Source organism: Altererythrobacter lutimaris (assembly GCF_013371495.1).
Lineage (GTDB): Bacteria > Pseudomonadota > Alphaproteobacteria > Sphingomonadales > Sphingomonadaceae > Erythrobacter > Erythrobacter lutimaris_A.
Window position 1 is genome coordinate 2,719,264 of record NZ_JABWTA010000001.1, and the last position, 26,044, is coordinate 2,745,307.

General features: G+C 57.8%; 26 protein-coding genes, 2 tRNA genes and 1 riboswitch. Of the genes, 17 read left to right on the plus strand and 11 right to left on the minus strand.

The features are described 5' to 3' along the window. Positions 1-90: 90 nt before the first annotated feature. Positions 91-1,998, minus strand: a complete 1,908-nt coding sequence (locus tag HUO12_RS13245; RefSeq protein WP_176274044.1) for a PHA/PHB synthase family protein — start codon at positions 1,996-1,998, stop codon at positions 91-93. Between the two features lie 153 nt (positions 1,999-2,151). On the opposite strand from HUO12_RS13245, the gene HUO12_RS13250 reads away from it, so the two are divergent. The 6 genes from HUO12_RS13250 to HUO12_RS13275 all read left to right on the plus strand — a co-directional run bounded on the left by HUO12_RS13250 (position 2,152) and on the right by HUO12_RS13275 (position 6,281). Further along, positions 2,152-3,348: an LL-diaminopimelate aminotransferase gene (locus HUO12_RS13250; protein WP_176274045.1), complete on the plus strand. Its 1,197-nt coding sequence runs from the start codon at positions 2,152-2,154 to the stop codon at positions 3,346-3,348. Between the two features lie 88 nt (positions 3,349-3,436). Then, positions 3,437-4,012, plus strand: a complete 576-nt coding sequence (locus HUO12_RS13255) for a LuxR C-terminal-related transcriptional regulator (protein ID WP_408609460.1) — start codon at positions 3,437-3,439, stop codon at positions 4,010-4,012. A gap of 38 nt (positions 4,013-4,050) precedes the next feature. After that, a complete protein-coding gene (locus HUO12_RS13260; protein WP_232367398.1) occupies positions 4,051-4,398 on the plus strand; it encodes a hypothetical protein in 348 nt (115 codons plus the stop codon). Positions 4,399-4,411: 13 nt separating this feature from the next. Continuing rightward, complete coding sequence (locus HUO12_RS13265) at positions 4,412-4,891, plus strand: hypothetical protein (protein ID WP_176274047.1); 480 nt, start codon at positions 4,412-4,414, stop codon at positions 4,889-4,891. Positions 4,892-4,990: 99 nt separating this feature from the next. Continuing rightward, the gene (locus HUO12_RS13270) at positions 4,991-5,383 is read left to right on the plus strand and encodes a winged helix-turn-helix domain-containing protein (protein ID WP_176274048.1); all 393 of its coding nucleotides are present in this window, start codon (positions 4,991-4,993) and stop codon (positions 5,381-5,383) included. Between the two features lie 97 nt (positions 5,384-5,480). Beyond that, a complete protein-coding gene (locus HUO12_RS13275; RefSeq protein WP_176274049.1) occupies positions 5,481-6,281 on the plus strand; it encodes a crotonase/enoyl-CoA hydratase family protein in 801 nt (266 codons plus the stop codon). A gap of 17 nt (positions 6,282-6,298) precedes the next feature. Here the strand turns inward: HUO12_RS13275 and HUO12_RS13280 are convergent, their stop codons facing one another. Then, positions 6,299-7,078 (minus strand): acyl-CoA thioesterase, encoded by a 780-nt coding sequence (locus tag HUO12_RS13280; protein WP_176274050.1) that lies wholly within the window; start codon positions 7,076-7,078, stop codon positions 6,299-6,301. A gap of 156 nt (positions 7,079-7,234) precedes the next feature. Here HUO12_RS13280 and HUO12_RS13285 point away from each other — a divergent pair. From HUO12_RS13285 to gcvPB, 10 genes are all read left to right on the plus strand, one after another. Continuing rightward, positions 7,235-7,308, plus strand: a tRNA-Cys gene (locus tag HUO12_RS13285). Between the two features lie 34 nt (positions 7,309-7,342). Then, positions 7,343-7,418 (plus strand) — tRNA-Thr (locus tag HUO12_RS13290). 156 nt (positions 7,419-7,574) lie between these two features. Beyond that, positions 7,575-8,561 (plus strand): ArsR/SmtB family transcription factor, encoded by a 987-nt coding sequence (locus tag HUO12_RS13295; protein ID WP_176274051.1) that lies wholly within the window; start codon positions 7,575-7,577, stop codon positions 8,559-8,561. Continuing rightward, complete coding sequence (metF, locus tag HUO12_RS13300; RefSeq protein WP_176274052.1) at positions 8,558-9,496, plus strand: methylenetetrahydrofolate reductase; 939 nt, start codon at positions 8,558-8,560, stop codon at positions 9,494-9,496. Before HUO12_RS13295 ends, metF begins: the two co-directional genes overlap by 4 nt. After that, a complete protein-coding gene (locus HUO12_RS13305; RefSeq protein ID WP_176274464.1) occupies positions 9,496-10,542 on the plus strand; it encodes a homocysteine S-methyltransferase family protein in 1,047 nt (348 codons plus the stop codon). The genes metF and HUO12_RS13305 overlap by 1 nt, the downstream gene beginning before the upstream one ends. Continuing rightward, positions 10,539-13,178, plus strand: coding sequence for a methionine synthase (gene metH, locus HUO12_RS13310; RefSeq protein ID WP_176274053.1), 2,640 nt, complete (start codon positions 10,539-10,541; stop codon positions 13,176-13,178). Before HUO12_RS13305 ends, metH begins: the two co-directional genes overlap by 4 nt. Positions 13,179-13,234: 56 nt before the next feature. Continuing rightward, positions 13,235-13,337, plus strand: a riboswitch (glycine riboswitch). Between the two features lie 159 nt (positions 13,338-13,496). Then, positions 13,497-14,627, plus strand: coding sequence for a glycine cleavage system aminomethyltransferase GcvT (gene gcvT, locus HUO12_RS13315; protein ID WP_176274054.1), 1,131 nt, complete (start codon positions 13,497-13,499; stop codon positions 14,625-14,627). Between the two features lie 5 nt (positions 14,628-14,632). Next, positions 14,633-15,004 carry a glycine cleavage system protein GcvH gene (gcvH, locus tag HUO12_RS13320; protein WP_176274055.1) on the plus strand — a complete coding sequence of 124 codons (372 nt, stop codon included), beginning with the start codon at positions 14,633-14,635 and terminating at the stop codon, positions 15,002-15,004. A gap of 31 nt (positions 15,005-15,035) precedes the next feature. Further along, a complete protein-coding gene (gcvPA, locus tag HUO12_RS13325; protein ID WP_176274056.1) occupies positions 15,036-16,397 on the plus strand; it encodes an aminomethyl-transferring glycine dehydrogenase subunit GcvPA in 1,362 nt (453 codons plus the stop codon). Next, the gene (gene gcvPB, locus HUO12_RS13330) at positions 16,394-17,995 is read left to right on the plus strand and encodes an aminomethyl-transferring glycine dehydrogenase subunit GcvPB (RefSeq protein ID WP_176274057.1); all 1,602 of its coding nucleotides are present in this window, start codon (positions 16,394-16,396) and stop codon (positions 17,993-17,995) included. Before gcvPA ends, gcvPB begins: the two co-directional genes overlap by 4 nt. Here gcvPB and HUO12_RS13335 read toward each other — a convergent pair. Next, positions 17,992-19,323: a lipopolysaccharide biosynthesis protein gene (locus HUO12_RS13335; RefSeq protein ID WP_176274058.1), complete on the minus strand. Its 1,332-nt coding sequence runs from the start codon at positions 19,321-19,323 to the stop codon at positions 17,992-17,994. The genes gcvPB and HUO12_RS13335 overlap by 4 nt on opposite strands. 25 nt (positions 19,324-19,348) lie before the next feature. Beyond that, the gene (locus HUO12_RS13340) at positions 19,349-20,149 is read right to left on the minus strand and encodes an NTP transferase domain-containing protein (protein ID WP_176274059.1); all 801 of its coding nucleotides are present in this window, start codon (positions 20,147-20,149) and stop codon (positions 19,349-19,351) included. A gap of 59 nt (positions 20,150-20,208) precedes the next feature. On the opposite strand from HUO12_RS13340, the gene HUO12_RS13345 reads away from it, so the two are divergent. Beyond that, positions 20,209-20,958: an Nmad3 family putative nucleotide modification protein gene (locus HUO12_RS13345; protein WP_232367399.1), complete on the plus strand. Its 750-nt coding sequence runs from the start codon at positions 20,209-20,211 to the stop codon at positions 20,956-20,958. Positions 20,959-20,964: 6 nt separating this feature from the next. On the opposite strand, the gene mmsB is transcribed toward HUO12_RS13345, so the two are convergent. The 7 genes from mmsB to HUO12_RS13380 form a co-directional block, all read right to left on the minus strand. Further along, the gene (gene mmsB / locus HUO12_RS13350) at positions 20,965-21,837 is read right to left on the minus strand and encodes a 3-hydroxyisobutyrate dehydrogenase (protein ID WP_176274060.1); all 873 of its coding nucleotides are present in this window, start codon (positions 21,835-21,837) and stop codon (positions 20,965-20,967) included. A 143-nt stretch (positions 21,838-21,980) separates the two neighbouring features. Further along, entirely contained in the window at positions 21,981-22,775 is a 795-nt protein-coding gene (locus HUO12_RS13355) for an enoyl-CoA hydratase-related protein (RefSeq protein ID WP_176274061.1), read from the minus strand. Further along, on the minus strand, positions 22,772-23,830 hold the full coding sequence (locus HUO12_RS13360; protein ID WP_176274466.1) for an enoyl-CoA hydratase/isomerase family protein: 1,059 nt from the start codon (positions 23,828-23,830) through the stop codon (positions 22,772-22,774). Before HUO12_RS13360 ends, HUO12_RS13355 begins: the two co-directional genes overlap by 4 nt. Next, positions 23,827-24,183, minus strand: coding sequence for a VOC family protein (locus HUO12_RS13365; protein ID WP_176274062.1), 357 nt, complete (start codon positions 24,181-24,183; stop codon positions 23,827-23,829). The genes HUO12_RS13360 and HUO12_RS13365 overlap by 4 nt, the downstream gene beginning before the upstream one ends. Before the next feature lie 41 nt (positions 24,184-24,224). Then, positions 24,225-25,370: an acyl-CoA dehydrogenase family protein gene (locus tag HUO12_RS13370; RefSeq protein ID WP_176274063.1), complete on the minus strand. Its 1,146-nt coding sequence runs from the start codon at positions 25,368-25,370 to the stop codon at positions 24,225-24,227. Beyond that, the gene (locus HUO12_RS13375; RefSeq protein ID WP_176274064.1) at positions 25,367-25,756 is read right to left on the minus strand and encodes a RidA family protein; all 390 of its coding nucleotides are present in this window, start codon (positions 25,754-25,756) and stop codon (positions 25,367-25,369) included. The genes HUO12_RS13370 and HUO12_RS13375 overlap by 4 nt, the downstream gene beginning before the upstream one ends. 4 nt (positions 25,757-25,760) lie before the next feature. Next, complete coding sequence (locus HUO12_RS13380; protein ID WP_232367400.1) at positions 25,761-25,991, minus strand: I78 family peptidase inhibitor; 231 nt, start codon at positions 25,989-25,991, stop codon at positions 25,761-25,763. Positions 25,992-26,044: the final 53 nt, after the last annotated feature.

Consider the following 26,044-nt stretch of genomic DNA (forward strand, 5'->3'; position numbering starts at 1 on the left):
TGCAGTGCACAAAATAGGCATTGCAACTGCGAAGTCAAGCATTTTTTGTGCAGTGCACAAAAACCAGTATAGCGCTTTAGTTTGAAGAGCTTAGCGCGTCTTTACATAGCGACCGGGTGCGTCTTCGATGACTTTGTCACCCTTTCCGCCAGGCTTGCGCTTGCCTTTTGCAGGGACTTTTTCCGCATCCTGATCGTGCAGCCAGTCGAGCCAATGCGGCCACCAGCTGCCCGGATGCTCTTGTGCCCCAGCAATGAAGTCATCGAGCGATTTCGCTTTGCTATCGCCGGTCCAGTATTGGTATTTTCCAGCCGCTGGCGGGTTCACCACGCCTGCAATATGACCGGAGCCCGCAAGGATAAAGGTCATTGGCCCCCGGAAGTGTTCTGTGATCCGCCACACGCTCGGGGCAGGGGCAATATGATCTTCCTTGCCGGCCTGCACATATGCCGGTGTCTTCACTTTTGTGAGATTGATCTTGGTGCCGTCTGCTTCAAGCGCATTGGGCTGGACCAGCTTGTTGTCGCGATAGAGGTCACGCAGATAGTCGCCATGCCACTTCGAAGGCAGATTGGTTACATCGCCATTCCAGTGCAGCAAGTCGAAAGCCGGATAGTCCTCGCCCAGCAGGTAATTGTTGACCACGTAATTCCAGATCAGGTCCTTGCCGCGCAGCGAATTGAACGTCGCCGCCAGATAGCGCCCGTCAAGATAGCCTTCTGTCGAGAGGTTTTCGATCATTTCGAGCTGGGCATCGTCGATGAAATGCTTGAGCTCCCCGCTCTTCTCGAAATCGACTTGCGCGGTGAAGAATGTCGCGCTCTTGACCTTCTTCGCTTCATTGCGCTTTTCCAGCACTGCGAGCGTTGCGGCCAATGTCGTGCCAGCCACACAATACCCGATCGTATGAACGCTTTCGACTTTGAGCCGCTTGCGGACATGATCGATCGCATCAATTTGCGAGCGGATGTAATCGTCCCACACGACATCCTTCATGCTCGCATCTGCAGACTTCCAGCTGACGACGAACACAGTGATACCTTGATCGACCGCCCATTTGATGAAGCTTTTCTTAGGCGTGAGGTCGAGAATGTAGAACCGGTTGATCCATGGAGGGAAGATCACCAACGGCGTTTCAAGGACCTCCTCTGTAGAAGGGCTGTACTGCACCAGCTGATAGAGCGGCGTTTCATGCACAACCTTGCCAGGCGTCGCGGCGAGGTTCTCTCCAAGCGTGAATGCGTTAGAATCTGTGTGAGTGAGCTGGCCGCGCTTCAGATCATTCACCAGATGGCGCATGCCGTTGACCAGATTCTGGCCGCGGGTTTCCAATGTACGCTTCAAGACAACCGGATTGGTTGCAAGGAAGTTCGCCGGGCTCATTGCTTCCACTAATGCGGTGGTCGCGAATTCCAGCTGCTGCTTTTTCTCCGGCGCGATCCCTTCGACTTGTTTGGCGGACTGGATGAAATACTCAGCCAGCATCAGATAAGTCTGATGGAGGACAGCGAAGGCCGGGTGCTCTGCCCATGCCGGATCAGCAAATCGGCGATCTTGTTTAGGCAATGCGGGCTTGTCTTCAGCATCCGGAGTTGTCGCGAGCGAAGTGAAGCGCTGAAACACGCTCTGCCACATGGCCATGGTATCGCCAGCCAGTTTGGCCTGGAGCGCGAACGGACCGGACGGAACTTGCTTGGCGAGGGATTCCGTCATCAGCATGAACCGCATCGGATCAAACGGGTTGGCCCCGCTTTCATTGCCTTTGTCGGCAGACTGCTGCTGAACAAACTCCAGCCAAATGTCCTTGAGCTCTTGCGCAGTTGCGGCCCAGGTGGCTGCTTCTTCGCTATCGCCTGCGGTCCCTTTGAGCAGATTAACCAATGGAAGCTTGTCGGAAAGGCCGCCCGCAAGCTCGCGCATGGCCTCACCTTGCATGTCGAAAAACGCACGCATCGGGCCGGTTGCTTCGCTCCAGAGCTCGTTTGTGTCCTTGGTCATGTGATGCGTTCCGATAGCAGATTGAATTAATATTCCATGGAATAGCGAAAGTGGCTTCCCACTTCACGTAATATTCGCATAGATTCGTATGCAGGACAGGGCCGTTTGGTTCCTGCCAATTTCAACAGCCGCCAAGGCAGATCGATAGGACTTATGGACGACCAATTCTACCGCATGAAGCGCTTGCCGCCTTACGTCATCGCTGAAGTGAACGGCATGCGGCATGCGGCGCGTCGTGCGGGTAAAGACATTATCGATCTGGGTATGGGCAACCCTGATCAGCCTCCGCCAGCGCATGTGATCGAGAAATTGTGCGAGGTTGCGCAGAAACCGGACGCACACGGCTATTCGCAGTCGCGCGGCATTCCGGGGCTACGCAAAGCACAAGCCGGGTATTACGACCGCCGTTTTGGGGTGGATATCGATCCAGAGACCGAAGTTGTTGTAACGATGGGCTCCAAGGAAGGTCTTGCGAGCCTTGCCAACGCGATCACAGCCCCAGGCGATGTCGTTCTTGCGCCCAATCCATCTTATCCGATCCATACTTTCGGCTTTATCATCGCAGGCGCAACTATCCGCGCTGTGCCGACAACACCGGACGAAGAATATTGGCGGGCGCTTGAGAATGCGATGAACTTCACAGTCCCGCGTCCCAGCGTGCTGGTTGTGAATTATCCCTCAAACCCCACTGCAGAAGTTGTTGATCTAGCATTCTATGAACGGCTGGTTGATTGGGCGCGCGACAATGGCGTGTGGATCCTCTCTGATCTTGCATACTCAGAACTCTATTTTGACGGTAACCCAACGCCATCGATCATGCAGGTCAAAGGTGCGAAGGATGTTGCGGTCGAATTCACAAGCATGAGCAAGACCTATTCCATGGCCGGTTGGCGAATGGGATTTGCAGTCGGCAACAAGCAGCTCATTGCAGCAATGACGCGCGTGAAAAGCTATCTCGACTATGGCGCGTTCACACCGATCCAGGCAGCAGCGTGTGCCGCGATCAACGGCCCACAAGATATCGTCGCGAGCAATCGCGAGCTTTATCACAAGCGCCGCGACGTGATGGTCGAAGCTTTTGCGCGCGCTGGCTGGGATATCCCCGCGCCGCCTGCATCCATGTTCGCTTGGGCGCCACTGCCGCCAGCTTTGAAGGATATGGGCAGTCTTGAGTTCTCCAAGCAATTGCTCACAGAAGCGGAAGTCGCTGTCGCGCCTGGCGTCGGATATGGCGAAGAGGGCGAAGGTTTCGTCCGCATTGCAATGGTCGAGAATGAACAGCGTTTGCGTCAAGCAGCGCGCAATATTAAGCGCTGGTTTGGTTCATTGGGCATTAACGCGGGAAATTGAATCGCGAGAAATCAAAGGCTTCCAAATAGCCCGCTTGACTGAACCATTTCGGACCTAAAAGTTAGCCGAAGGGTTACATTGAGCAAATATGGCTTCTGAGGATAATTCGGCTGGTTCAACCATCGTGCAGAAGCTGACTGCGCGTCAACGCTCCGTCATGGAGCGCATCGATCGCCGTGTTCCGATCAAAGTCATCGCGAATGAACTGGGCGTTTCAGAGACCCGCATCAATCAGCACATCCGCGCATTGAAAGATATCTTCGAGGCAGGCAGCCTCAACGAACTGGTAGAGAAATACCGGGCCTGTCAGCGCGCGCGCGGTATTTTGCCTGAAACCACCCCCTTGAGAAAACCTGAATACAGTAAAAAGCAGCTCCCCGAAGAAGCCGGGTTGGTCGATCACCGGCTTCGGGACAGCGCTTCGGATCAGTCCGCTGGGTCGTACGCTCCGGTCATGCCTTTAATGGCTTCAGGAGCGGACCAGTTAGAACCGAAGATTGTCCCCGGGGTGCTCGACGGCGAACATGCTGTCATCTTTCGCCTTGCCGCCATTGTCGGGATTGCATTCGGAATCCTGGCTGCAGTGGTGTTGTCGGTTACAGCGGCATTGGCATTGAGCGAAGCGATGGAAGGTGTTGCAGCTGTCCCCGAGGAGAATCTGTGACCACTTTAGGAGCACGGTGGTCAGATGGAGACTACTCAATGACTGACCGTATTCTTGCAGACGCATACAACCTTAAGAAACTGATCCGCGAAGCTGAGGCATTGGCCGATGAATCCATGCTCGCTTTCGCTAAGCTGCGTCAGGCGATGATTGCCGCAAGACAAAATCCTGCGATTGAAGTGGACACAGGTCAGCGCGCATTGATGCGCCTCACTCAAGCGGAACAGCAAGCGATGTCGATGTCGACTAATCTGCTGCGCGTGCATGACGAGCTAAGCAAGATTGCGCGCACGACCGCTGTAATGGACGAGGATATTCCGACAGAATTGGAACCGTCAGGCCTCGTCGACGAAAGCGCGCCAGCGAAGACTTTCGAAGCCGTCTGAACCCAGTCAGCTCATGTTCGATCTGATCCTGGAATACCGTGACGAGGTGCAGCGTGTCTTGGGCTTTGTCATCTGCCTTTGCGCGCTGCGCTGGGGCGGTGCACCGGAACGGTGGACTGCTCTTGTCCTTCTTCTGGTATTCCAAGTCGGTGATGCGATCTATCACCTGATATTCGGAGCAGGCTTCGAGCTTAGCGATGTAGATGTTGGCCATGCAGTGCTCGATGTTACCGCATCAGTGCTGCTGGTCGGCATCGCGCTGCAAGCCAACAGGCTTTACCCTTTGTGGATTGCAGCGTTCCAGTTGGTGGCTACAACCGCCCATGTTGCGCGCGAGATTGCAGTAATGATGAAACCCATTGCTTATGCAATTCTCGCGATCTCACCCTCCTACTTTCAGTTGCTGATTTTACTTGGTGGCCTCGCTTACCATGTAAAACGCAAGAAAATATGGGGTGACTACCGCGACTGGCGTATAAAAGTGTCCACTTGATTGGGGTCAATTACACGTTACTCTAATTCTGAAGGTGAGATTTTGCAGCAGGGAGACGACGACGAGTTTGCAAGTCTTGGACAAGCCTGGGGGGGCGCAATGAAAAACAATTCAGTATCTCGCTTATCCGAAGACGAGAACATCATGATGCCGCGCTTTATGGAAGCGGGGGATGTCACACTGGACCTGTTCCATCGGGACGGGCGGGTCCAGGATAAGTGGCTCCATTTGCATCCGCGAGAGTTTGCTCTTTTCTGGCGTATGGCGGAAAGCCCGGGCGAGCCGTTGACGCGCCAGCAATTGCTGGAAGATGTGTGGCGGATCAATTTCGATCCCGAGACGAATAGTCTTGCGGTGCATATTTCTCGGTTGCGGTCCAAACTGGAGCCGTTCAAGCTCGACCATATGGTCGAGACCCTTCCTGACGGAGGGTACCGCTTGAATGCCCCGATCGGGCCGAGCAACTTCCGCTTCAGCCGAGCGCCTTGGTAGAGGCTACATAACGCGGAGCCGTGCGCGCTGGGTGTGGACAGCGCAATTGACTTCAGTCAGGAAGGTCTTTGAAGATTTTGATCTAAAAGGACCATCGATGAGCGAAAACAAGCGTGTCACTTATGAATTGAGTGAAACTGGGGTAGCGCATGTCCGCCTTGCGCGGCCCGACAAGATGAATGCGCTCGACCCAGCGATGTTTGACGCAATCGCAGCGATCGGCGAAGAGCTGGCCGGCTTGAAGGGTCTGCGTGCGGTCGTGCTCTCAGGCGAGGGACGCGCATTTTGTGCAGGGCTCGATGTTTCTGGTTTTTCGCAACCAACCGGGTCAGGGGCGAAGTCGCTGACAGAGCGCACGCACGGCAACTCCAATCTGCCGCAACAGGTGGCCATGACATGGCGCAAATGCCCTGTTCCAGTGATCGCGGCGGTCCATGGAGTGTGCTTCGGCGGAGGCCTTCAGATCGCAAGCGGCGCGGACATTCGCATCGTGGCGCCGGACACGCGCATGGCGATCATGGAAATGAAATGGGGCTTGGTCCCTGATATGGGCGGCTATGCCTTGTGGCGCGGCCTTGTACGCGGCGACGTGTTGCGCGAACTCATTTATACCAATCGCGAGTTTAGCGGCGAAGAGGCGCTGCAGCTGGGGCTCGCCACCCATGTCGATGCGGATCCGCTTAACCGCGCGATGGCGCTAGCCGACATCATCGCGAACAAGAACCCCGAAGCGATCCGGGCGGCAAAACGCTTGCAGGACGTGATGGACGATGAACCGACCGATGCAATCCTGATGGCGGAAAGCGTGGAGCAGGATAAAATTATCCGGCAGCCTAATCAGGTCGAAGCGGTCATGTCGGAAATGCAAAAGCGCGCGGCGAACTTCGCAGACGTGTGAGCGGACGCGGGCTAATATTAGCCGAACACCGCCACGCATTGCATGCCGTCGAGGATTTGCTCGCCTTTCGTGTTCCACACGCGCAGGCGCTCGGATGAATAGCCATGGTCGGCGTGCTGGCTCGCATTTTCTGACAGCCACCACCCTTCCTCGGTCTCGGGTTCAGGATCCAGGATATTGAACGACCAGTTGATCGAGCTGATCGGCCCTTGGCGCTGCATCGCGCGCATGGCACCAGGCGGCAAAACATCGCCCAGCAGGACCAGCTCGCTAATGGAATCAAGGCCAGCCCGATCCTTCAGGCGCGCCCAGCGCCGCACGGTCGGTTCGCCCGGTCCGCGCTGGTCCTGCGCGCGGCGGATTTCGAAATGCTGTTTCAGGAATTCAGGCGCGCGCTCGGTTGAGAGTGCCTCATTGTCCTGCGGCAGGCCCGGCCAGTGTGCGAGAGTGCTTGCCGGATGCCTTGCATTGGGCTCGCGCTCTGAGCCAAACAGGAAGAACGCGGTAAAAGCGCAGCCCTGATCGGTCCAAATCTCGCTGCGCACTTGTGCGACATTGCGACCTTGGCGGACGATTTCACGCTTAAGCTCGATCTCTGGCCCGAACGGCGAGACGAATGTCGCTTGGACAGCGCGGAGCGGCGGCAATCCATCGAATGCACGAATTGCTGTCGTGTAAGCAATGAGGGCGGAGGCACCGCCATAGACTGCGCGCCCTTGTGCCCAGGTCTCATGCGCGGACAGGGTGACCGGTCCGCCGGCTGCTGTAATCGGGTCGATCAGGTCTGAAATGCTCATGACCCATGCCCTTTTGCGAATTGTGCGGCCTTCGTCCAGATTGACTTAACGTAAAGCATCTTCTGGCTGATGATTGTTCGCCTTGCAGTGCAAAGGCGATTGCCTTGCGTGCGCGGAATCGCTAGGGGCCGCTTCTCGCTCCGAAAGGACGGACGAGGCCCGATGGCGGAGTGGTGACGCAGAGGACTGCAAATCCTTGTACGCCGGTTCGATTCCGGCTCGGGCCTCCACATCTCTGCAATGGCGCAGCGCGCCTTCGCAAGTGCCGCTTTAGCTCAGTTGGTAGAGCACATCATTCGTAATGATGGGGTCAGCAGTTCGAGTCTGCTAAGCGGCACCATTTGCTTGCTCTCCTTCAACCTCAGAAGCGTGTCCCGTCACGTGGAAGCGCAATTAAAGAACTCAGCTGCGCCACGTAAAGTATGAAGCTTTACTAAAGCTCGATGCATCTGCATCATTTACACATATAAAAATATCTTTATATCCCCCTCTGGTCATGCAGATTGAAACGCTCTTCAGGGCCTTGGCCGACCCGACCCGGTTACGCATTGTGCGCTTGCTGGGTGCGATGGAGCTTGCCGTAGGCGAGCTTGCGCAAGTGCTTGGACAAAGCCAGCCGCGGGTCTCGCGTCATGTCGGCATTTTGTGTGATGCGGGGCTCGCTGAGCGCCGTCGCGAAGGTAGTTGGGTTTTCCTGCGCGCCGCAACCGGCTGCGAGCATAGCTCGAAGCTAGGCGAAGGCATCACTCAACTGCTTGCTGAGGCTGAGCAGGAGGATCCCGAATTCGCAGCGCAATGCGAAGAAGACCGGCGCAAATTGAACGCAATACGTTCTGCCCGGCAAGACACGGCAGAAGACTATTTCACCCGCCACGCGTCTGAATGGGATGAATTACGCAGCCTCCATAGTCCCGACCAATTGGTAGAAGCGAAACTCGTTGAAATGCTCGGAGATGGTTCCTTGGGCCGGGTGCTTGATATCGGCACGGGTACAGGCCGGATGGCAGAGCTGTTTGCGCATTCTGCAGATCATGTTGTCGCGCTCGACAAGAGTCTGGAAATGCTGCGAGTTGCGCGGGCCAAGCTTCAGCATTTGCCAACCCAGCAGGTTGAACTCGTGCAAGGCGATTTCACGGACTTGCCGTTCAGTCTCGCCAGTTTCGACACGATATTGCTTCATCAGGTGCTGCATTTCGCGCAAGAGCCTGAGCAAGCGTTGGCAGAAGCTGCGCGGGTTGCTCGTGATGGCGCCCATATCGCAATCGTCGACTTTGCAGCCCATGCGCACGAAGAACTGCGCGAGAAACATGCCCATGCGCGGCTTGGTTTTTCAGATGCACAAATCGAGGAACTGCTCAGCCAATCAGGGTTTGAGACAACAGCGGCGCAAGCCCTGGATGGAGGCGAGCTCACTGTGAAAATATGGATTGGCCGCCGTATCCCGATGACTAATGCAACGTCAGGCAAGGAGATAGCCGCATGAGCGGTACGTATAAACAGGGTCTTGATCCTGCGGCTGAGGCGCGGACGGCTGCCGGTGCGCCGCTGTTTTCCGATCTGCCGGGCGATATCGGCATCAGCTTTGAGTTCTTTCCGCCCAAGACAGAGAAGATGTCGCAGACTCTGTGGGACAGCGTTGCGACACTAGCACCTCTTGGGCCGCGCTTTGTCTCGGTCACTTACGGTGCAGGTGGCTCGACACGCGAGCGCACGCATGAGCAAGTCGTGCGGATCAATCGGGAAACCAGCATCCCCGCTGCTGCTCACCTCACTTGCGTCAACGCGACCCGTGAGGAAGTCAATGAAGTTGCGCGGCATTACTGGGAAAGCGGCATCCGGCATCTCGTTGCGCTGCGCGGTGATCCGCCCGACGGCAACGGTCAATACACGCCGCATCCAGGCGGTTATGAGAACGCGGTCGATCTGATTGGCGGCCTCAAGAAAGTCGCAGATTTCGAAATCTCGGTTGCGGCCTATCCGGAAGTGCATCCGGATTCGCCTGATGCGCAGACTGACTTGGACAATCTCAAAGCCAAGTTCGATGCAGGCGCCGACCGCGCGATCACGCAATTCTTCTTCGACCCGGAATGCTTCTTCCGCTTCCGCGACAAGGCAGCGGCGGCTGGTATCGATGCTGAGATTGTGCCGGGCATCATGCCGATCATGAGCTTTGCAGCCGTACAACGCATGTCGAGCATGTGTGGCACTGCGATCCCTGACTGGATGGCAGGTCTGTTCGAAGGCTTGGACGAGCGCCCGGAAGCGCGCCAATTGGTGAGCGCTACAATTGCGGCTGAGCTGTGCCGCAAGCTCTATGCAGGCGGCGAGCGCAACTTCCATTTCTACACACTGAACCGCGCAGAGTTGAGCTATGCGATTTGCCATATGCTGGGCGCGCGTCCGAAGGCAGTTGCATGATGAGCGCGCGTGAACAGTTACAGGCCGAAGCCGCCAAGCGCATCCTCATCTTCGATGGCGCGTTCGGGACTCAGATCCAGAACCGCAAGCTGACCGAAGAGGACTATGCAGGCGACCTGGGGCTATCTGCCGACCAGAAGGGCAATAACGATATCCTCGCGCTGACGCGCCCTGATGTTATCGCGGATATTACGCGCAGCTACTTGGATGCTGGCTCTGATGTGGTCTCGACCAACACTTTCTCGGCCAATCGTATTTCTCAGGCCGATTATGCGGCAGAGGATCAAGTCGCTGCGATCAATATTGCGAGCGGCAAGATCGCGCGTGAATTGGCAGACGAATATGCAGCCAAGGATGGACGCCCCCGTTTTGTTGCGGGCGCAATCGGCCCAACCAATAAGACGCTTTCGCTTTCACCTGATGTCGAAGACCCTGGTTTTCGCGAGATCGATTTCGACGAGCTGGTCGCGGTTTATAAAGAGCAGGCCGCCGCACTTGTTGAAGGGGGCTGTGATTTCATCCTGATTGAAACCGTGTTTGATACGCTCAATGCCAAAGCCGGCATTATGGCCGTCAAACAGCTTGAGGCTGAACTGGGCAGGGATGTGCCGGTGATGATCTCGATGACGCTGACCGACCTGTCCGGACGCAACCTCTCAGGTCACACGGTTGAAGCGTTTTGGTATGCTGTGAAGCACGCTAACCCACTGACGATTGGCCTCAATTGCAGCTTCGGTGCGGATCAGCTGCGCCCGCATGTACAATCGCTCTCCGGTCTCGCGGATACACTGTTGATGGCGTATCCTAATGCGGGTCTTCCCAACGAACTCGGCGAGTATGACGAGCTGCCCGAAACGACGGCCTCGCTGGTCAAGCTGTGGGCAGAAAACGGCCAGGCCAATATTCTCGGCGGGTGCTGCGGTTCCTCGCCCGAGCATATTGCTGCGATTGGCAAGGCTGTGAAAGGCTTGCCGCCTCGCAAAGTGCCTCAGCCTGAAACCGCCATGCGTCTCGCTGGCCTCGAGCCATTTGTGGTGGCTGCATGACTCAGCCAGCGAGTTCCGCGCGCTTCATCAATGTGGGTGAACGCACCAATGTGACCGGCTCTGCCCGGTTCAAAAAGCTCATCATGGCGGACGATTACAGCACCGCCGTCGACGTTGCGCGCCAACAGGTCGAGAACGGCGCGCAGGTAATCGACGTCAACATGGACGAAGGCCTGCTCGACGCTGAGAAGGCGATGACGACGTTCTTGAAGCTGATCGCTGCAGAGCCTGACATCGCGCGCGTTCCAGTGATGATCGACAGCTCCAAATGGGGCGTTATCGAAGCGGGGCTCAAATGCGTTTCGGGCAAGCCGATCGTCAATTCGATTTCGATGAAGGAAGGCGAGGAGCCTTTCCTGGAGCAAGCCCGCAAATGCATGGCTTACGGTGCAGCTGTGGTCGTAATGGCCTTCGACGAAACGGGTCAGGCCGATACCAAGGACCGCAAGGTCGAGATTTGTACCCGCGCTTACAAGCTCCTGACCAGCATCGGTTTTCCGCCTGAAGACATCATCTTCGATCCGAACATCTTCGCAGTGGCCACCGGGATTGAAGAGCATGACCGCTACGGACTGGACTTCATCGAAGCGGTGAAGGAAATCAAGGCGGCCTGCCCACACGCGAAGACCAGTGGCGGGCTCTCCAACCTCTCGTTTAGCTTCCGCGGAAACGAAACCGTGCGCCGTGCGATGCACTCGGTGTTTCTCTATCACGCCATTCCCGCTGGGCTCGACATGGCGATCGTCAATGCGGGACAACTCGACATTTATGACGGTATCGATGCGACCTTGCGAGAGGCCTGCGAGGACGTGATCCTGATGCGCCGCCCGGATGCAACCGAGCGACTGATCGATCTGGCGGAGAGCTATAAAGGCAAGTCTGTTGCCGACGAAAAGGCGGCGGAGGAATGGCGCGGATGGCCGGTTGAAAAGCGGCTGGAGCACGCGCTCGTCAAAGGCATCGACGCGCATATCGTCGACGATACGGAGATCATGCGCGCCGCGACTGAAGAAGCAGGCGGGCGCCCGATCGAAGTGATCGAAGGTCCTTTGATGGACGGCATGAATGTGGTCGGCGACCTATTCGGCTCCGGCAAGATGTTCCTACCCCAAGTGGTGAAATCCGCGCGCGTAATGAAGAAAGCGGTCGCGCATCTCATCCCCTTCATCGAAGCGGAGAAGGAATTACTGCCGGAGGCTGAGCGCAGCTCCAAAGGCACCATCATCATGGCGACGGTGAAGGGCGATGTGCACGACATCGGCAAGAACATCGTCGGCGTGGTTTTGCAGTGCAATGGCTATGAAGTGGTCGATTTGGGCGTCATGGTGCCATGGCAAGACATCCTCAAAGCGGCTAACGATAATAAAGCCGATATGATCGGACTTTCCGGCCTGATCACTCCGTCATTGGACGAGATGGTCACCGTTGCAGAAGAGATGCAGCGCGCTGACATGCAGATGCCGTTGCTAATTGGTGGGGCGACGACCAGCAAGGTCCACACCGCGCTCAAGATCGATCCGGCTTATGAAGGCCCGGTCATTTATGTGCTCGATGCGAGCCGCGCGGTTGGTGTAGCGTCCAAGCTACTGTCCGATACGCAGCGCGATGATTTCGTTGGCGAGACAGCAGGCGACTACCAGAAGGTTCGCGATGCGCGCGAAGGAAAAGGCCAGAGCGTGCTGCTCTCGCTCGAAGAGGCACGCGCGAATTACTACGATGCTTTCTTGAGCGACAAGCCCGCACCGCCATTGAAGCCCGGGATCCATGATTTCCAGGATTGGGACCTTGCTGATCTGCGCGAATATATCGACTGGACGCCTTTCTTCCGCGCGTGGGAGCTGCATGGCAACTACCCTGCCATTCTGAAGGACGAGGTTGTCGGCGAAACCGCAAGCCAGCTGTTCGACGATGCCAATGCCATGCTCGATCAGATCGTCAGCGAAAAGTGGCTGACAGCGCGCGGTGTCGCAGGCTTCTGGCCTTGTGCGCGCGACCATGAATGTCGCGACGATGTGATTATCCACCGGGTCAACCGCGAAGAGAATGTTCGGTTGTCGTTCCTGCGCCAGCAAGTGAAGAAGAGCCGCGACCGTGCGAATATGTGCTTGGCTGACTTCATTGATCCCGACGGCGACTGGATCGGCGGCTTTGCAGTCGGTATTCACGGGATCGAGCCGCATTCCGCGCGCTTTCTGGCAGACAAAGACGACTATTCGGACATTCTCCTGAAAGCCCTCGCAGACCGGTTTGCTGAAGCTTTCGCCGAACGCTTGCACCAGCATGTCCGCACAGACCTGTGGGGCTACGCGCCGGGCGAGCAGCTCGACAATGAAGCGCTGATCAAGGAAAAATATCGCGGAATTCGTCCTGCTCCCGGTTATCCGGCGTGTCCCGATCACTCGCTAAAGCCGATCCTGTTCGAATTGCTTGATGCAGAGAAACACACTGGCCTCTCGCTGACGGAAAACTTCGCGATGTGGCCGACGGCGGCCGTAAGCGGCTTCTATTTCGGGCATCCGGAAAGCCAGTATTTCGGCGTTGCCCGCGTTGGTCGCGATCAGTTGGAAGACTACGCAAAGCGGCGCGATGTTGAGCTATCCACGGCGGAGCGCTGGCTACGTCCTAATCTTGATTGACGCTGAGCGCGGCATCGCGCAGACACGTCACTCCCCTCCGCGAAGCGATTCTCGGAGACGGACCAGCGGGAGAGCCCGCACGACGAAGCAATTCGCCGCGCGGCACCGAAGGAGCAACCGCCCCGGAAACTCTCAGGTACAAGGGACCGCTGGACCGATGGGTACTCTGGAAAGCGCGGCGGATCGTCCGTCGCCACCGAAGGGGTAAGTCGCGGCGCTTCAATAGCCTCGCGGTCAAGCTCTCAGGTCACCCGACAGAGGGGGTGCGGAACAGCGTGCTGATATGGCGCGTTACCACACCTGTCGGGGACTGATGATTTGAGCGACGAAACACCTGAAACCGAAGAGCTGGGCACGTTACCGCTCGATGCGTGGCATCGCGCGCAGGGCGCGCGCATGGTGCCCTTTGCAGGCTATGAAATGCCGATCCAGTATGAAGGCATTGTCGCTGAACACAATTGGACGCGGGAAAGCGCGAGCTTGTTCGACGTGTCACACATGGGACAATTGACGCTCAAAGGTGAGAACGCCGCGCATGAGCTCGAGAAGCTGCTCCCCGGCGCGATCTCTAATCTCAAGCCAGGCAAGATGCGCTATTCGCTGCTACTGACAGAAGCGGGCGGGATCATCGATGACCTGATGGTCACCAATACCGGTCCGCATCTGGCGCTGGTGGTCAACGGCGCGTGCAAATGGGATGACATCGCGCATCTGCGCGAGCATCTGCCTGACGATATAACGCTTACCCATTTCGACGATTTCGCACTGCTGGCCTTACAAGGGCCAAGAGCAGGTGAAGTGCTGGAAGGATTGATCCCCGGCACTGGCGCGCTGACTTTCATGACTGCGGGCCTTTTTGAATATGACGGTGGTCATATCTGGGTGAGCCGTGCGGGCTATACCGGGGAAGACGGGTTCGAGATTGCCGTTCACGAAAGCAAAGTTGAAGCGCTTGCGAATGTGATGGTGGCGGATGAACGCGTGAAGCCTGCTGGACTAGGCGCGCGGGACTCGCTGCGTCTTGAGGCTGGCCTGCCGCTTTACGGACATGATCTCGATCAGAATATCGATCCGGTCAGCGCGGATCTGACCTTCGCACTGTCGAAGAAACGCCGCGAAGCTGGCGGCTATTTCGGCCATATGGCGGTCGCGGCACGGCTTGCTGATGTTGAAGCTGGCACGCTTAAAACCAAGCGCGTCGGATTGAAGCTCGATGGCCGTATGCCAGCGCGTGAAGGCGCAGAGGTCTATGCAGGCGATACAAAAGTCGGCCGCGTCACGTCCGGCGGGTTCTCGCCAACGCTTGGGCTTCCCATTGCTATGGCTTACGTCGGCACTGCTTATGCCGCTGAAGGCACGCAGCTGGAATGCGAAGTGCGCGGCAAGCGTCTCGCTGCCACTGTCACAGCCATGCCGTTTGTTCCACACCGCTATTATCGAGGGAGCTGATATCAATGCCGCGTTATTTCACTGACGAACATGAATGGATCGATGTTGAAGGCGACACCGCCACGGTCGGAATTACCGACTATGCGCAGGAACAGTTGGGCGACATCGTGTTTGTGGAGCTGCCGTCGGTCGGCACGATGCTCGACAAGGCCGGCGATGCGGCTGTTGTCGAAAGCGTGAAGGCAGCATCCGATGTCTACGCGCCGATCAGCGGCGAAGTCACTGAAGCAAATGCGGCGCTGGAAGACGATCCGGCGCTGGTCAACTCCTCGCCGGAGGAAGATGGCTGGTTCTTCCGCATGACCATTGGTGACAAGGCCGAGCTTGAAGGCTTGCTGGATGACAAGGCTTACAAGGCGTTTGTTGAGAGCCTCTAGGCCTCCATAACACCCGTGAATTGAGAGATTTATGCGTTATTTACCCCTGACTGATGCTGATCGAAGCGCAATGCTGAGTGTTATCGGCGCCAACTCGATCGATGATCTGTTTGTCGATGTGCCTGAAGAAGCGCGGCTTGATGGGCCGATCCAAGGCTTGCCGCTGCACGCAAGCGAAATGGCAGTCGAAAAGCATATGCGTAAGCTCTCGAAGAAGAACCTTGCGGCGGCCGATGCGCCGTTCTTCCTTGGGGCAGGGGCCTATCGCCATCACGTTCCGGCAAGCGTCGATCACATCATTCAACGCGGCGAGTTTCTTACCGCTTACACGCCGTATCAGCCGGAAATCGCGCAGGGCACGCTGCAAATGCTGTTCGAATTCCAGACGCAGGTTGCGCGGCTCTATGGCTGTGCGGTAGCGAACGCATCGCTCTATGATGGCTCGACCGCATGCTGGGAAGCGGTGGCGATGGCAACCCGTGTCACACGCCGCAAAAAGGCGGTGCTCTCAGGTGCGCTGCACCCGCATTACACGGAAGTCGTCAAAACCATGGCGCGCTTCACCGGTGACGAGATTGCCGACGCCAAACCAGCGATCCAGGCCGAGCCAGACAATGCCGGTCTTATTGCGCGTATTGATGAAGAGACCGCCTGTGTCGTCGTCCAGTATCCCGATATCCTCGGGCGTATCGGAAACCTGCAAGAAGTGGCTGATGCGGCGCATGCCAAAGGCGCTTTGCTGATTGCTGTGAATACCGAACCGGTGGCGCTGGGCGTAATCCAGGCTCCGGGTGATCTCGGCGCGGATATTGTCGTCGGCGAAGGGCAAGCGCTTGGCGTCGGACTGCAGTTTGGCGGGCCATATCTCGGCCTGTTCGCGGTGCGCGATCCCAAGCATGTCCGCCAGATGCCGGGTCGGCTGTGCGGCGAGACCGTTGATGCGGAAGGCAAGCGCGGTTTTGTGCTGACGCTCTCGACGCGTGAGCAGCATATCCGCCGCGAGAAAGCGACGTCGAACATCTGTACCAATAGCGGGCTTTGCGCGCTCGCATTCTCCGTTCACATGACACTGCTGGGCGAGAAAGGGCTGCGCCAACTGGCGGCAGAGAACCATCGCTTGGCCTGTCTTGCAGCCGAGCGTCTGGCAAGTGTGCCGGGCGTTACCGTGCTCAACACGACCTTCTTCAATGAATTCACTGTGCGGCTTGGTAAGGATGCGCGCGAAGTTGTGCGTAAGCTTGCTGATGACGATGTGCTCGCAGGCGTATCGCTCGGTCGGCTCTATCCCGGCAATGAAGAATTGGCGGACGGCCTGCTCGTAGCGGTTACGGAGACCACTAGCGAGGAAGACATCGAAGCCCTTGCGACAGCGCTTGAGGAGGCATGCTCATGAACGCGCCCAACACCTCCGGCTGGAAGCCTGAAATGACGCCCGCTGACGAAGATGGTCTTCACAACGGTCCTGAAACGGTGACTGGCAATCGCGCGCTCTTGCTTGAAGAGCCGCTGCTGTTCGAACGCGGCAAAGCTGACGTGACAGGCGTCGATCTGCCTGATGTGCCTGAAGGCATCTCGGACAAGCTTGGCGGCTTTGCGCGAACCGAACCGATTGGTCTGGTTGGTCTGACGGAGCCGGAAACCGTGCGTCACTACACGCGTCTCAGCCGTCAGAACTATGCGATTGATCTGGGGCTGTTCCCGCTTGGCAGCTGCACGATGAAGCACAATCCGCGGCTGAACGAGAAAGTCGCGCGCATGCCCGGCTTTGCGGACGTGCATCCGTTGCAGCCGGTTTCCACGGTGCGCGGCGCGCTTGAAGTGATCAATGAACTCGCATTCTGGCTAATCGACCTCACCGGCATGCACGGTGTGGCCATGAGTCCCAAGGCAGGCGCGCATGGCGAGCTATGCGGCATCCTTTGTATCCGCGCAGCGCTTGAAGCGCGCGGCGATGCCCGCGAAGTCGTTCTCGTTCCGGAAAGCGCGCATGGGACGAACCCTGCGACCGCTGCTTTCGCCGGATATCGGGTGGAAGATATTCCTGCGACGCCTGAAGGCAGGGTTGATCTGGACGCGCTGAAAGCGCGTCTGGGTCCAGACATTGCCGCAGTGATGATCACCAATCCCAACACTTGCGGATTGTTCGAGCGCGACATGAAAGCGATCTCGGATGCGGTTCATGAGGCAGGCGGTTTCGTTTATTGCGACGGGGCAAACTTCAACGCGATTGTCGGCAAGGTTCGCCCCGGCGACCTTGGCGTAGATGCAATGCACATCAACCTGCACAAGACTTTCTCTACCCCGCATGGCGGCGGCGGACCGGGGTCTGGCCCTGTGGTGCTTTCTGAAGCGCTCGCGCCCTTTGGCCCGCTGCCTTACACGGCGCGGACAAAAGACGGCGTTGTGCATCTGATCGAGGAAGAGGATGCAGACGCATTCTCTGAAGAGCATTTCGGCGGCGTCATGCAGAGCTTTGGCCGGATGACCGCCTTCCATGGCCAAATGGGCATGTTCACCCGCGCGCTCACCTATATGCTCAGCCATGGCGCGGATGGCCTCAAGCAAGTAGCGGAAGATGCAGTGCTGAACGCCAATTACATCCTGCGTTCACTCGAGGATCTGCTGTCCGCGCCCTATGCGTCAGCCGGTCCGTGCATGCATGAAGCACTGTTTGGTGACGAAGGTTTTGGAGGCGATCTCACGACCCTCGATCTGGCCAAGGCGCTGATCGATGAAGGCTATCACCCGATGACCATGTACTTCCCGCTGGTGGTGCACGGCGCGATGCTGGTCGAGCCGACCGAGACGGAAAGCAAGGCTTCGCTTGATCAGTTTATCGCTGCACTTCGCCACGTGGCTGAGCGGGCGAAAGCGGGCGATGAAAGCATGAAGGAAGCGCCGTACTACGCGCCGCGTCGCCGCTTGGACGAGACGCTTGCTGCGAGAAAACCCAAGCTCGCGTGGCAGGAGCCGGAAACGGGCGAAGCCTAGTTGGCGTTAGGCGCCTTTGCCGCAGCGTCTTTGTCCAACCCGTCTGTACCGTCCTTCGCCGACTCATCGGCAGGGGCGGCATCGGGCGCAATCGTGATCTTGATTTGCTGCAGATTGATGATCGCAATGTAAAAACCGATCACGGACAGCGAGCTCGCGCCGAGCACCGCAAAAGCAGCGCCTTTCGCGCCGTTCCAGCCAATCGCTGTGTCGAGTAGGACAAGCGCTAGCACTGTCGGGGCTGCTCGAACCATAAACGCAGTGTGCGCTTTGCCTGCGCTGACAAGCAGCGATTCCAGGCTCGCACCGACCAGCTCAACCGCACCTGCAATCGCAAGGATCACCATCGCCCAATAAAAGCCGCGGAACTCTGGCCCTGCAAATGCTTCGAGCCCCCAGCGCCCTGCAAACAGCGCCACAAGCACAGCAAGTACGCCGCCGATCAGCGCTATATTGGCCATGCGCCGGGCCATCATCAGCGCTTCTTCCTTGGCATGAACGAGTTCGGGATAGATGGCTTTCGATACCGTCTGCGCGAGCACGACCAGCGCTTGACCCAATTGGCTTGCGATCCGGAAACCGCCTGCGAGCGCAGCCCCACCAAATGTGCCTACCAGCAAGATCATCACTTGCTTGCCTGCGATTGTCAGCGTGCCCGACATATTGGTCGACCAAACAAAGCGCCACGCATCCTTGTGCTCTGCCGGTATCTTCGTGAGGCTCACCGCCGACAGGTCGATCTTTTGATTCCTTGCAGCGACGAACCACAAGGCAAGCGCGACAGCAACCTCCGCCGCGGCCCAAGCGAGGATGAAACCAGTAACCGTCGGCATGTAGACCCATGCAAGAACGGCTCCGACGGCTCTTACGGCAGGTTGTACCGCTTCGGCAGCTGTCGCCCTTTTATACTCGAACCTTAGGCGCAGCAGCCCAATAGGAGTGCTCCGGATTGTGAGCAGCGAAATGACGCAAAAGGCAAAGGTCAGCCACAGCAGTTCATCGGGCAAAGGCAGCCACAATTGCGCGGTCCACACGATGATTGCAGCGGCGATCGTACCAAGAATGACGCTGAGAAAATCAAGCGCGATTGCAAAGCCTGTTGCGGCAGCCGGGCCGCTGCCATTCGCGCCCCATCGCACAACAAATTGCCAGGTCTGGAAGCTCGCAAGGCCCGCAACCGTCTGCCCAAGCGCGACAATGATCGCGAAGAAGCCAAATCCCTCCAGCCCTAACGTTCGTGCCGCAAGTGCCGCATAGACAATGCTCATCACGGCATTGAAGCCGCGTCCTGTGAGGAGCCAGCCAATATTTTGCCAAAGCCGTTTCATGAGAGGAGAGGCCCTTGCGCCGCGATCAGGCCGCTGCACCCTCCCGTTTAGCGAGCAATCGCTCTGTCACTTCAAACGTGCGCTCATTGTCGACATCGATCGCGTATTCGCCGTTGGACATGACGATCGGCACCATGTTGAACCCGAAGCGGCGAGAGACTTGCTGGAAGATCATCTCTTTCGTGCCCCAGCCCATGTAAAAGCGGATGAGGTTCATCCAGCCGAACGCCTTTGCGATCCGTTTCGGGAATTTCACGAACTGACCGCCTTCGCGCATGATTTCTGCTGCCGAGAGCGCTTCCTTACTGCCGATCCAATACGTGTTGCAGTTGGAATAGCCGCCGTCAGTGAATTCGTAGAACTTCGCCTGACCTTGCGGATCGGCGGCCTGAACATCCTGCTTACGCGCCAATGCCGCGGCCGCACCTGCTTCAGCTGCCAGCGCCTTGTCGATGAACTCGGCATAGCCGTCTGACGTCACGAGACAATTGTCTGCGGTCGTGATCATCAGCGGGAAGCTTGCGCCTTCCGCGCCGGAGAAAACCGAGTCCACGATATTGAACTTGCCTTCGCGAAAACTGAGGCGACCTTCGTCGATCAGCTTGGCGACAGTGGGCTGTGCAGCGATCTCTTCATGGTCATGGGCGACCACGTGAATTGCGCCGATCCGGTCGCAGCCTGCGACTTCACGGATGACCCGTTCTATCATCGGCACACCGTAAACCGGCACAACGCATTTCTGCGAAACGCCTGCACGCTGAGCAAGGGGATCGTGAACACCGGAACGCTTCCCGGCCATGATTAAGGCTGTGATTTTCCCGTTCATGGGATGTCCAATAGTCCTGAATTGCGGCAAGGCAAAGCCTTGTCATCGCTCGGCTGTGCATGCAGCAGGGCGGAGCTATGCGGATTATCTTCTCTCGCAAAGGTTTTGACAGCGCTGCCGGAGGCGGTCCGTCGCCGATTATTGACGGCAGACCTGTCACTTTGCCGATCCCGAGCGGCGGGTTCTCCCGCACGACTTACGGCGATTTGAGGCTGGGCGAGGAGGCCGCGCGTTCAAGCAAAGGAAAGCTGGGCGCCGCTGATTTTTGCCATCACGATCCGATGTTTACAGAGGAAGGCGAGTGCCTGTTCGGTCAGTGTGGGGCAGCGCAAACGCACCTGGAGCGGCAAGGTGTACGCGAAGGGGATGTGTTCGTGTTCTTCGGGCTGTTCCGCGACTATGCGAATGGCGGCGATCCGCATCATCGGATTTTCGGCTGGCTGGAGATTGAAATCATTGCCTCGCTGGCAGATGGCGCGCCAGACGAACTGCTGGAGCTTGCTCATCCGCATGCGCTCGGCATGCATCACAAGAATGATGTGATCTATCGCGGACCGGGGAGAGTGGCGCAGCGCGCGTCGGATGCCTTGCGATTGACCGTGCCTGAAGGCCCGCCAAGCTTGTGGCAGCGACCTGAATGGTTGAAGCGCGGCGGGCTAAGCTACCACGACCGCGCGGATCGCTGGCTGAGGGGCGGGCGGCTCAAAAGCGTTGCGCGCGGACAGGAGTTTGTCGCCGACATCGGACGCAGATCGGCTCCACGCGAATGGCTCGCGTCAATCCTGGACGAAATCAACCGGTCGCCATGACGAGCGCTACGAATACGTCTTGATGATCGCCGAGAAATCGAGCCCGCCATTGCCTGCGCCTGCGAAATCTTCGTAGAGCGCCGCAGCGCGCGAACTTAACGGCACGGCGCTATCCGATCCTTCCGCTGCTTCCATCGCAAGCCGTAAATCCTTGAGCATAAGCGCGGTTGCAAACCCGCCCTGATAGTCATTGTCCGAAGGGCTCTCGGCGCCCACGCCGGGGAGCGGCGTGTAGGCATTCAAGGACCAGTTGTAGCCTGAGGATTGCGAGGAAATCTCGTAGAATTTCTGCGGATTCAGGCCGAGCTTGTCGGCCATTTTCATGGCTTCGCATGTGCCGATCATATGCACGGCGAGCAGCATGTTGTTGCAGATTTTTGCGGTCTGTCCTGCGCCTGCATCGCCTGCATGGATCACCGCATTACCCATGGCGCTGAGCACCTCTTCAGCGCGCTTGAAGGCCGCTTCAGTGCCTCCAGCCATGAAAGTGAGCGTACCGGCATTTGCCGCTGCGATCCCGCCTGAGACAGGCGCATCGACCATGTCATAGCCCGCTTCGACAGCCTGCTCGATCACGTCCTTGGCGGTTGCAACGTCGATGGTCGAGCAGTCTATCAGGATCGCGCCTTCAGGCGCTTGGCCAATGATATCAGTGGTGTAGACATCACGCACGATCTCGCCATTGGGGAGCATGGTGACGACCGCATCGGCCTCTTCGGCGGCATCGCGGGCTGAACCGAAAGTCTCGCAGCCATTGGCTTCTGCAGCCTCGATCGCCTCGTCAGAGAGGTCAAACGCTCGAACTTCGTGGCCCGCCTTGACGAGGTTCGCGGCCATCCCGCCGCCCATATTGCCGAGGCCGATAAATGCGATTTTCATGGTTTTTCTCCCGAGTTCCAAAGTCACCCGCTCCCTCCGCCCTTCCACCCGGATTTTCACACCGGAGTACGATCCGGGTGGAAGGGCGGAGGGAGCGGGTGACTAGGCAAGGCCCGCACGAACGTGAGGGCCTCAGTCAAAAACTAACGCCCCTTCCACTCACCCTCGCGCTTCTCGATAAAGGCGGCCATGCCTTCAGCCTTGTCCTCGCTTGCTGTGAGGATCTGGAAAATGCGGCGCTCCATGATGAGGCCCTGATCGAGCGTCGTTTCAAACGCGGCGTTGACCATTTCCTTGTTCGCAATCGCGGCCATGGGCGGCATGCTGGCGATGGTCGCAGCGGTCTTGAGTACCTCAGCGATCAAGTCTGCTTGCGGCACCACGCGCACCACGAGGTTCGCGCGTTCGGCTTCCTCGGCGCTCATCATCCGGCCTGTCAGGCACATTTCCATCGACTTCGATTTGCCGATTGCGCGCGTGAGACGCTGAGAGCCGCCCATGCCGGGAGCAACGCCGAGCTTGATCTCTGGCTGGCCGAACTTCGCATTGTCCGATGCGATGATGAAATCGGCCATCATCGCAAGCTCGCATCCGCCACCTAGCGCAAAGCCGTTCACCGCAGCGATCCATGGTTTACGGGTTTTCTTGACCACTTCGCTGGTCCACGGCGCAAAAAAGTCCTGCAAGTAGAAGTCAGCCGCAGCCTTCTCGCTCATTTCCTTGATGTCCGCGCCTGCAGCAAAAGCCTTCTCGCCTGAGCCGGTCAGCACTGCACAAAGCTGGCTGTCATCCGCCTGATAGTCTGCGAAAGCTACCGTCAAATCATCAAGCACCTGGCTGTTCAACGCATTGAGCGCTTTGGGTCGATTGAGCGTGATCAGCGTGACGCCGGCATTGCCCTGTGCATTGGTTTCAACTGTGATGGTTTCGTAGCTCATAGGGGTTTCCATTCTTCGGAAGCTGGCAGCGGGGCAAAGATGCTGTCGATCAGCTCCTCGCTTACCTCCGCAGGCGTTGCGGGATCCCAATTGGGATCGTTGGTCTTGTCAGTGATTACCGCGCGCACGCCCTCGGCAAAGTCGGGCCGGGTCAACACGCGCGAAGCAATGCGGTATTCCATGCGCATATTGTCAGCAAAATCTGTGAGTTCCTTGCTTTCCGCGAGCTGCCGCAATGCGACTTTGCAGGTCTGCGGAGACTTTGTACCAAGCGTATCGCGTTCTTTCTCTGCCCATTCATCGCCGTCTGCGATGGCAGCTTCGAGGCTCGCGAGAATGTCCTCATAGCGGTCGCTTGCAAAATGACGCGCAATGTTGACCGCATTGGCTTCGATACGCGCATCGGGAGGCGTGCCGACGGGTTCGGACAGGACACCGCGAATGCGATCGGGCTTTTCGACAATGCGCGCCTTGATGTTTTCCAGGATTTCAGCAGGCACGTAATGCGTCGCGAGACCGGCCCACAGGCACTCAGAACCATCAAGCCGCGCACCGGTCAGCGCGAGGAATTGCCCGATCCTTCCACCAAGCCGCGACAAGTACCAGCCGCCGCCCACATCGGGAAACAGGCCAATGCCCGTTTCCGGCATGGCAAGTCGCGTGTTCTCGGTCGCGACGCGGAATTGGCAGGGCAGGGCAATGCCCACGCCGCCGCCCATGGTGATGCCATCCATGAACGCCACAATCGGCTTTTCGTAGGTGAACATCTGGTGGTTCAATTGATACTCGTCGTGGAAAAACTTGCGGCCTGAAACACCCCCATCATTGAGCGCTGAATTGCGCAAGAAAGCGATGTCTCCGCCCGCGCAAAAACCGCGTGTTCCCTCGAGATGATCGAGAATGACGGCCTTGATCGCATCGTCCTGCGCCCACTCTTTCAGCGCCGCGCTCATCGCGTGGCACATCTCCAATGTCAGCGCATGCAGCGCCTTGGGGCGATTAAGCGTGATGCGGCCAACGGGGCCGTCCGTAGAAATGAGTACATCTTGCGTCACGCCGATGCTCCATGCTTCGTGTCCAGCACGTCCCATCTGTTGCCGAACTTATCCTTCAAAACCGCTATCCTTCCGTAGCTTGCTGTCCACGCTGGCTCGACAATCTCTATGCCTCTTTCTTCCCATCGTTTGATTGTCGTGTTGAACGCGTCAAGATTCAAAAAGAACGCAACGCGCCCCCCGGCTTGATTGCCAATCGCTGCATGATGAGCTTCCGTCGTGGCCTCGACCAATCGCAACCGGGCACCTGACCCTGGATCTATCTCTACCCAACGGTGGCCAGACACATGGCGAGTATCGCTGGTCAGCGTGAATCCCCAGTCCTTGGTAAAATGATCGATCCCTTCGTCCATGTCAGGGACGACCAATGTCACCATGAATAGTGACACTCCGCTCATTGGCGTAGCAAGTCCCGTCCGACAATCATGCGCATCACCTGATTGGTGCCTTCGAGGATCGAATGCACGCGCAGATCGCGCCAATAACGTTCAATCGGGTATTCCTTGAGATAGCCATAGCCGCCGAACAGCTGCAGCGCATTGTTCACGACATTGCTGCCGCTATCGGTCGCGAGTCGCTTAGCCATCGCGGAAAAACGTGTCTTGTCCGGCGCGTTCTCTGTGACTTTCGCCGCCGCGAGATAAAGCAGCGCGCGCGCTGCCTCCAACTCCGTCGCCATGTCAGCCAGCATGAACTGCGTGTTCTGGAAGTCGGCGACGGGCGTGTCGAACTGCTTGCGTTCCTTGGTGTATTTCACCGCTTCATCCAAGCAGCGCTGCGCGCCGCCTAGTGAACACGCGCCGATGTTCAAGCGGCCACCGTCAAGGCCCGCCATAGCAAAGCTGAAGCCTTCGCCCTCTGCGCCGACACGGTTCGCGACCGATACGCGGCAATCTTCAAAGATCAGCTGCGCCGTAGGCGAGGCGTTCCAGCCCAGCTTCTTCTCCGGCTTGCCAAAAGAAAGGCCTGGCGTGTCTTTCTCGATCACAAGACATGTGATCCCCTTGGACTTATGCTCGCCCGTGCGGACCATCACGACATAGATATCATTGAAACCGGCGCCAGAGATAAACTGCTTAGTGCCATTCAAGACATAATGATCGCCATCGAGCACCGCGCTCGTCTTGAGGCCTGCTGCGTCCGAGCCTGAGCCCGGCTCAGTGAGAGCATAGCTTGCGAGATGCTCCATCGTGACGAGGCTGGGCAGATAGCGCGCCTTCAATTCGTCCGAACCGAAGCGGTCGATCATCCATGCCGCCATGTTGTGGATGGAAATGTATGCGCTGGTTGTCGGGCAGCCATAGGCCATCGCTTCCATGATGAGCGCGGCCTCGAGCCGACCCAGATTGATCCCGCCCGATTCCTCGCTGACGTAGATCGCGCCAAAGCCGAGCTCGCCGGTTTGCTGGATCACATCGCGTGGAAAGTGACTTTTATCATCCCATTCCGCCGCGAACGGCGTAATGTTGTCGGCGGTAAATCGCTGGGCCATTTCCTGGATCGCCAGCTGGTCTTCTGTAAGTGCAAATTGTCCTGTCATGAGCCTGCCCCTAGCACTGCCTCGGCCTCTATTTCCACCTTCCATTCCGGGCGGCAGAGCCATGCGGCCCCGGCCATTGTCGCGGCTGGCTTGGCCCCTGAGAAATAACGCGCATGGACCGCTCCCACGGCATCCTGATCATCCGGATCGGTAAGAAACATGCGAGTGCGGACAACATCGCTCGCTGAGCCGCCCAATTCCTCGATCGCGCCGATAATGATCTCGCAGCAGCGTCGAGCCTGTGCCGCAACATCACCGGGCGTTGTTGAACCGTCAGCCTCAACCGGACCAGTGCCAGCAACGATGATGCGGTCGCCTACACGGACCGCGCGGCAGAAGCCGAATTGATCTTCGAAAGGGGAGCCAGACGTGGTGCGTTCGCGCATAATGTTATCCGCAAGTGATGTCAGTGATCGTCATTGCGCGGTCGTAGCGAACGTTCACGCGGTCCTCGCGATAATCCATCGTCCATGCGCTGTTCGGTGCGCCCCAGCGCAAGATGCGCGCGCCGCTTGCTTTCAGGATTTCCATGCCGGTTTCCCGATCTGCGTTCTGGCCCACATAGGACTGAACACCATCCGCCGCGCACAGGAATTTCCGGTCAGTGTCCATCTCATCCATCGTGATGTTCGCTGGCGGAGGCGGCGTTGCGCAAGCGCTGATGAGGGTTGCTG

Excerpts from the sequence above, each read along its gene's own strand:
- HUO12_RS13345 (WP_232367399.1), top strand. The coding sequence starts at position 20,209 with ATGCAGCAGGGCGGAGCTATGCGGATTATCTTCTCTCGCAAAGGTTTT.
- HUO12_RS13365 (WP_176274062.1), bottom strand. The coding sequence starts at position 24,183 with ATGGACGAAGGGATCGATCATTTTACCAAGGACTGGGGATTCACGCTG.
- gcvH (WP_176274055.1), top strand. The coding sequence starts at position 14,633 with ATGCCGCGTTATTTCACTGACGAACATGAATGGATCGATGTTGAAGGC.
- HUO12_RS13305 (WP_176274464.1), top strand. The coding sequence starts at position 9,496 with ATGAGCGCGCGTGAACAGTTACAGGCCGAAGCCGCCAAGCGCATCCTC.
- HUO12_RS13275 (WP_176274049.1), top strand. The coding sequence starts at position 5,481 with ATGAGCGAAAACAAGCGTGTCACTTATGAATTGAGTGAAACTGGGGTA.
- HUO12_RS13375 (WP_176274064.1), bottom strand. The coding sequence starts at position 25,756 with ATGCGCGAACGCACCACGTCTGGCTCCCCTTTCGAAGATCAATTCGGC.
- HUO12_RS13295 (WP_176274051.1), top strand. The coding sequence starts at position 7,575 with ATGCAGATTGAAACGCTCTTCAGGGCCTTGGCCGACCCGACCCGGTTA.
- HUO12_RS13370 (WP_176274063.1), bottom strand. The coding sequence starts at position 25,370 with ATGACAGGACAATTTGCACTTACAGAAGACCAGCTGGCGATCCAGGAA.
- HUO12_RS13250 (WP_176274045.1), top strand. The coding sequence starts at position 2,152 with ATGGACGACCAATTCTACCGCATGAAGCGCTTGCCGCCTTACGTCATC.
- mmsB (WP_176274060.1), bottom strand. The coding sequence starts at position 21,837 with ATGAAAATCGCATTTATCGGCCTCGGCAATATGGGCGGCGGGATGGCC.
- metH (WP_176274053.1), top strand. The coding sequence starts at position 10,539 with ATGACTCAGCCAGCGAGTTCCGCGCGCTTCATCAATGTGGGTGAACGC.
- gcvPA (WP_176274056.1), top strand. The coding sequence starts at position 15,036 with ATGCGTTATTTACCCCTGACTGATGCTGATCGAAGCGCAATGCTGAGT.
- HUO12_RS13270 (WP_176274048.1), top strand. The coding sequence starts at position 4,991 with ATGAAAAACAATTCAGTATCTCGCTTATCCGAAGACGAGAACATCATG.
- HUO12_RS13340 (WP_176274059.1), bottom strand. The coding sequence starts at position 20,149 with ATGAACGGGAAAATCACAGCCTTAATCATGGCCGGGAAGCGTTCCGGT.
- HUO12_RS13380 (WP_232367400.1), bottom strand. The coding sequence starts at position 25,991 with ATGGATGAGATGGACACTGACCGGAAATTCCTGTGCGCGGCGGATGGT.
- HUO12_RS13335 (WP_176274058.1), bottom strand. The coding sequence starts at position 19,323 with ATGAAACGGCTTTGGCAAAATATTGGCTGGCTCCTCACAGGACGCGGC.
- HUO12_RS13355 (WP_176274061.1), bottom strand. The coding sequence starts at position 22,775 with ATGAGCTACGAAACCATCACAGTTGAAACCAATGCACAGGGCAATGCC.
- HUO12_RS13260 (WP_232367398.1), top strand. The coding sequence starts at position 4,051 with ATGACTGACCGTATTCTTGCAGACGCATACAACCTTAAGAAACTGATC.
- HUO12_RS13245 (WP_176274044.1), bottom strand. The coding sequence starts at position 1,998 with ATGACCAAGGACACAAACGAGCTCTGGAGCGAAGCAACCGGCCCGATG.
- gcvPB (WP_176274057.1), top strand. The coding sequence starts at position 16,394 with ATGAACGCGCCCAACACCTCCGGCTGGAAGCCTGAAATGACGCCCGCT.
- HUO12_RS13255 (WP_408609460.1), top strand. The coding sequence starts at position 3,437 with ATGGCTTCTGAGGATAATTCGGCTGGTTCAACCATCGTGCAGAAGCTG.
- metF (WP_176274052.1), top strand. The coding sequence starts at position 8,558 with ATGAGCGGTACGTATAAACAGGGTCTTGATCCTGCGGCTGAGGCGCGG.
- HUO12_RS13280 (WP_176274050.1), bottom strand. The coding sequence starts at position 7,078 with ATGAGCATTTCAGACCTGATCGACCCGATTACAGCAGCCGGCGGACCG.
- HUO12_RS13265 (WP_176274047.1), top strand. The coding sequence starts at position 4,412 with ATGTTCGATCTGATCCTGGAATACCGTGACGAGGTGCAGCGTGTCTTG.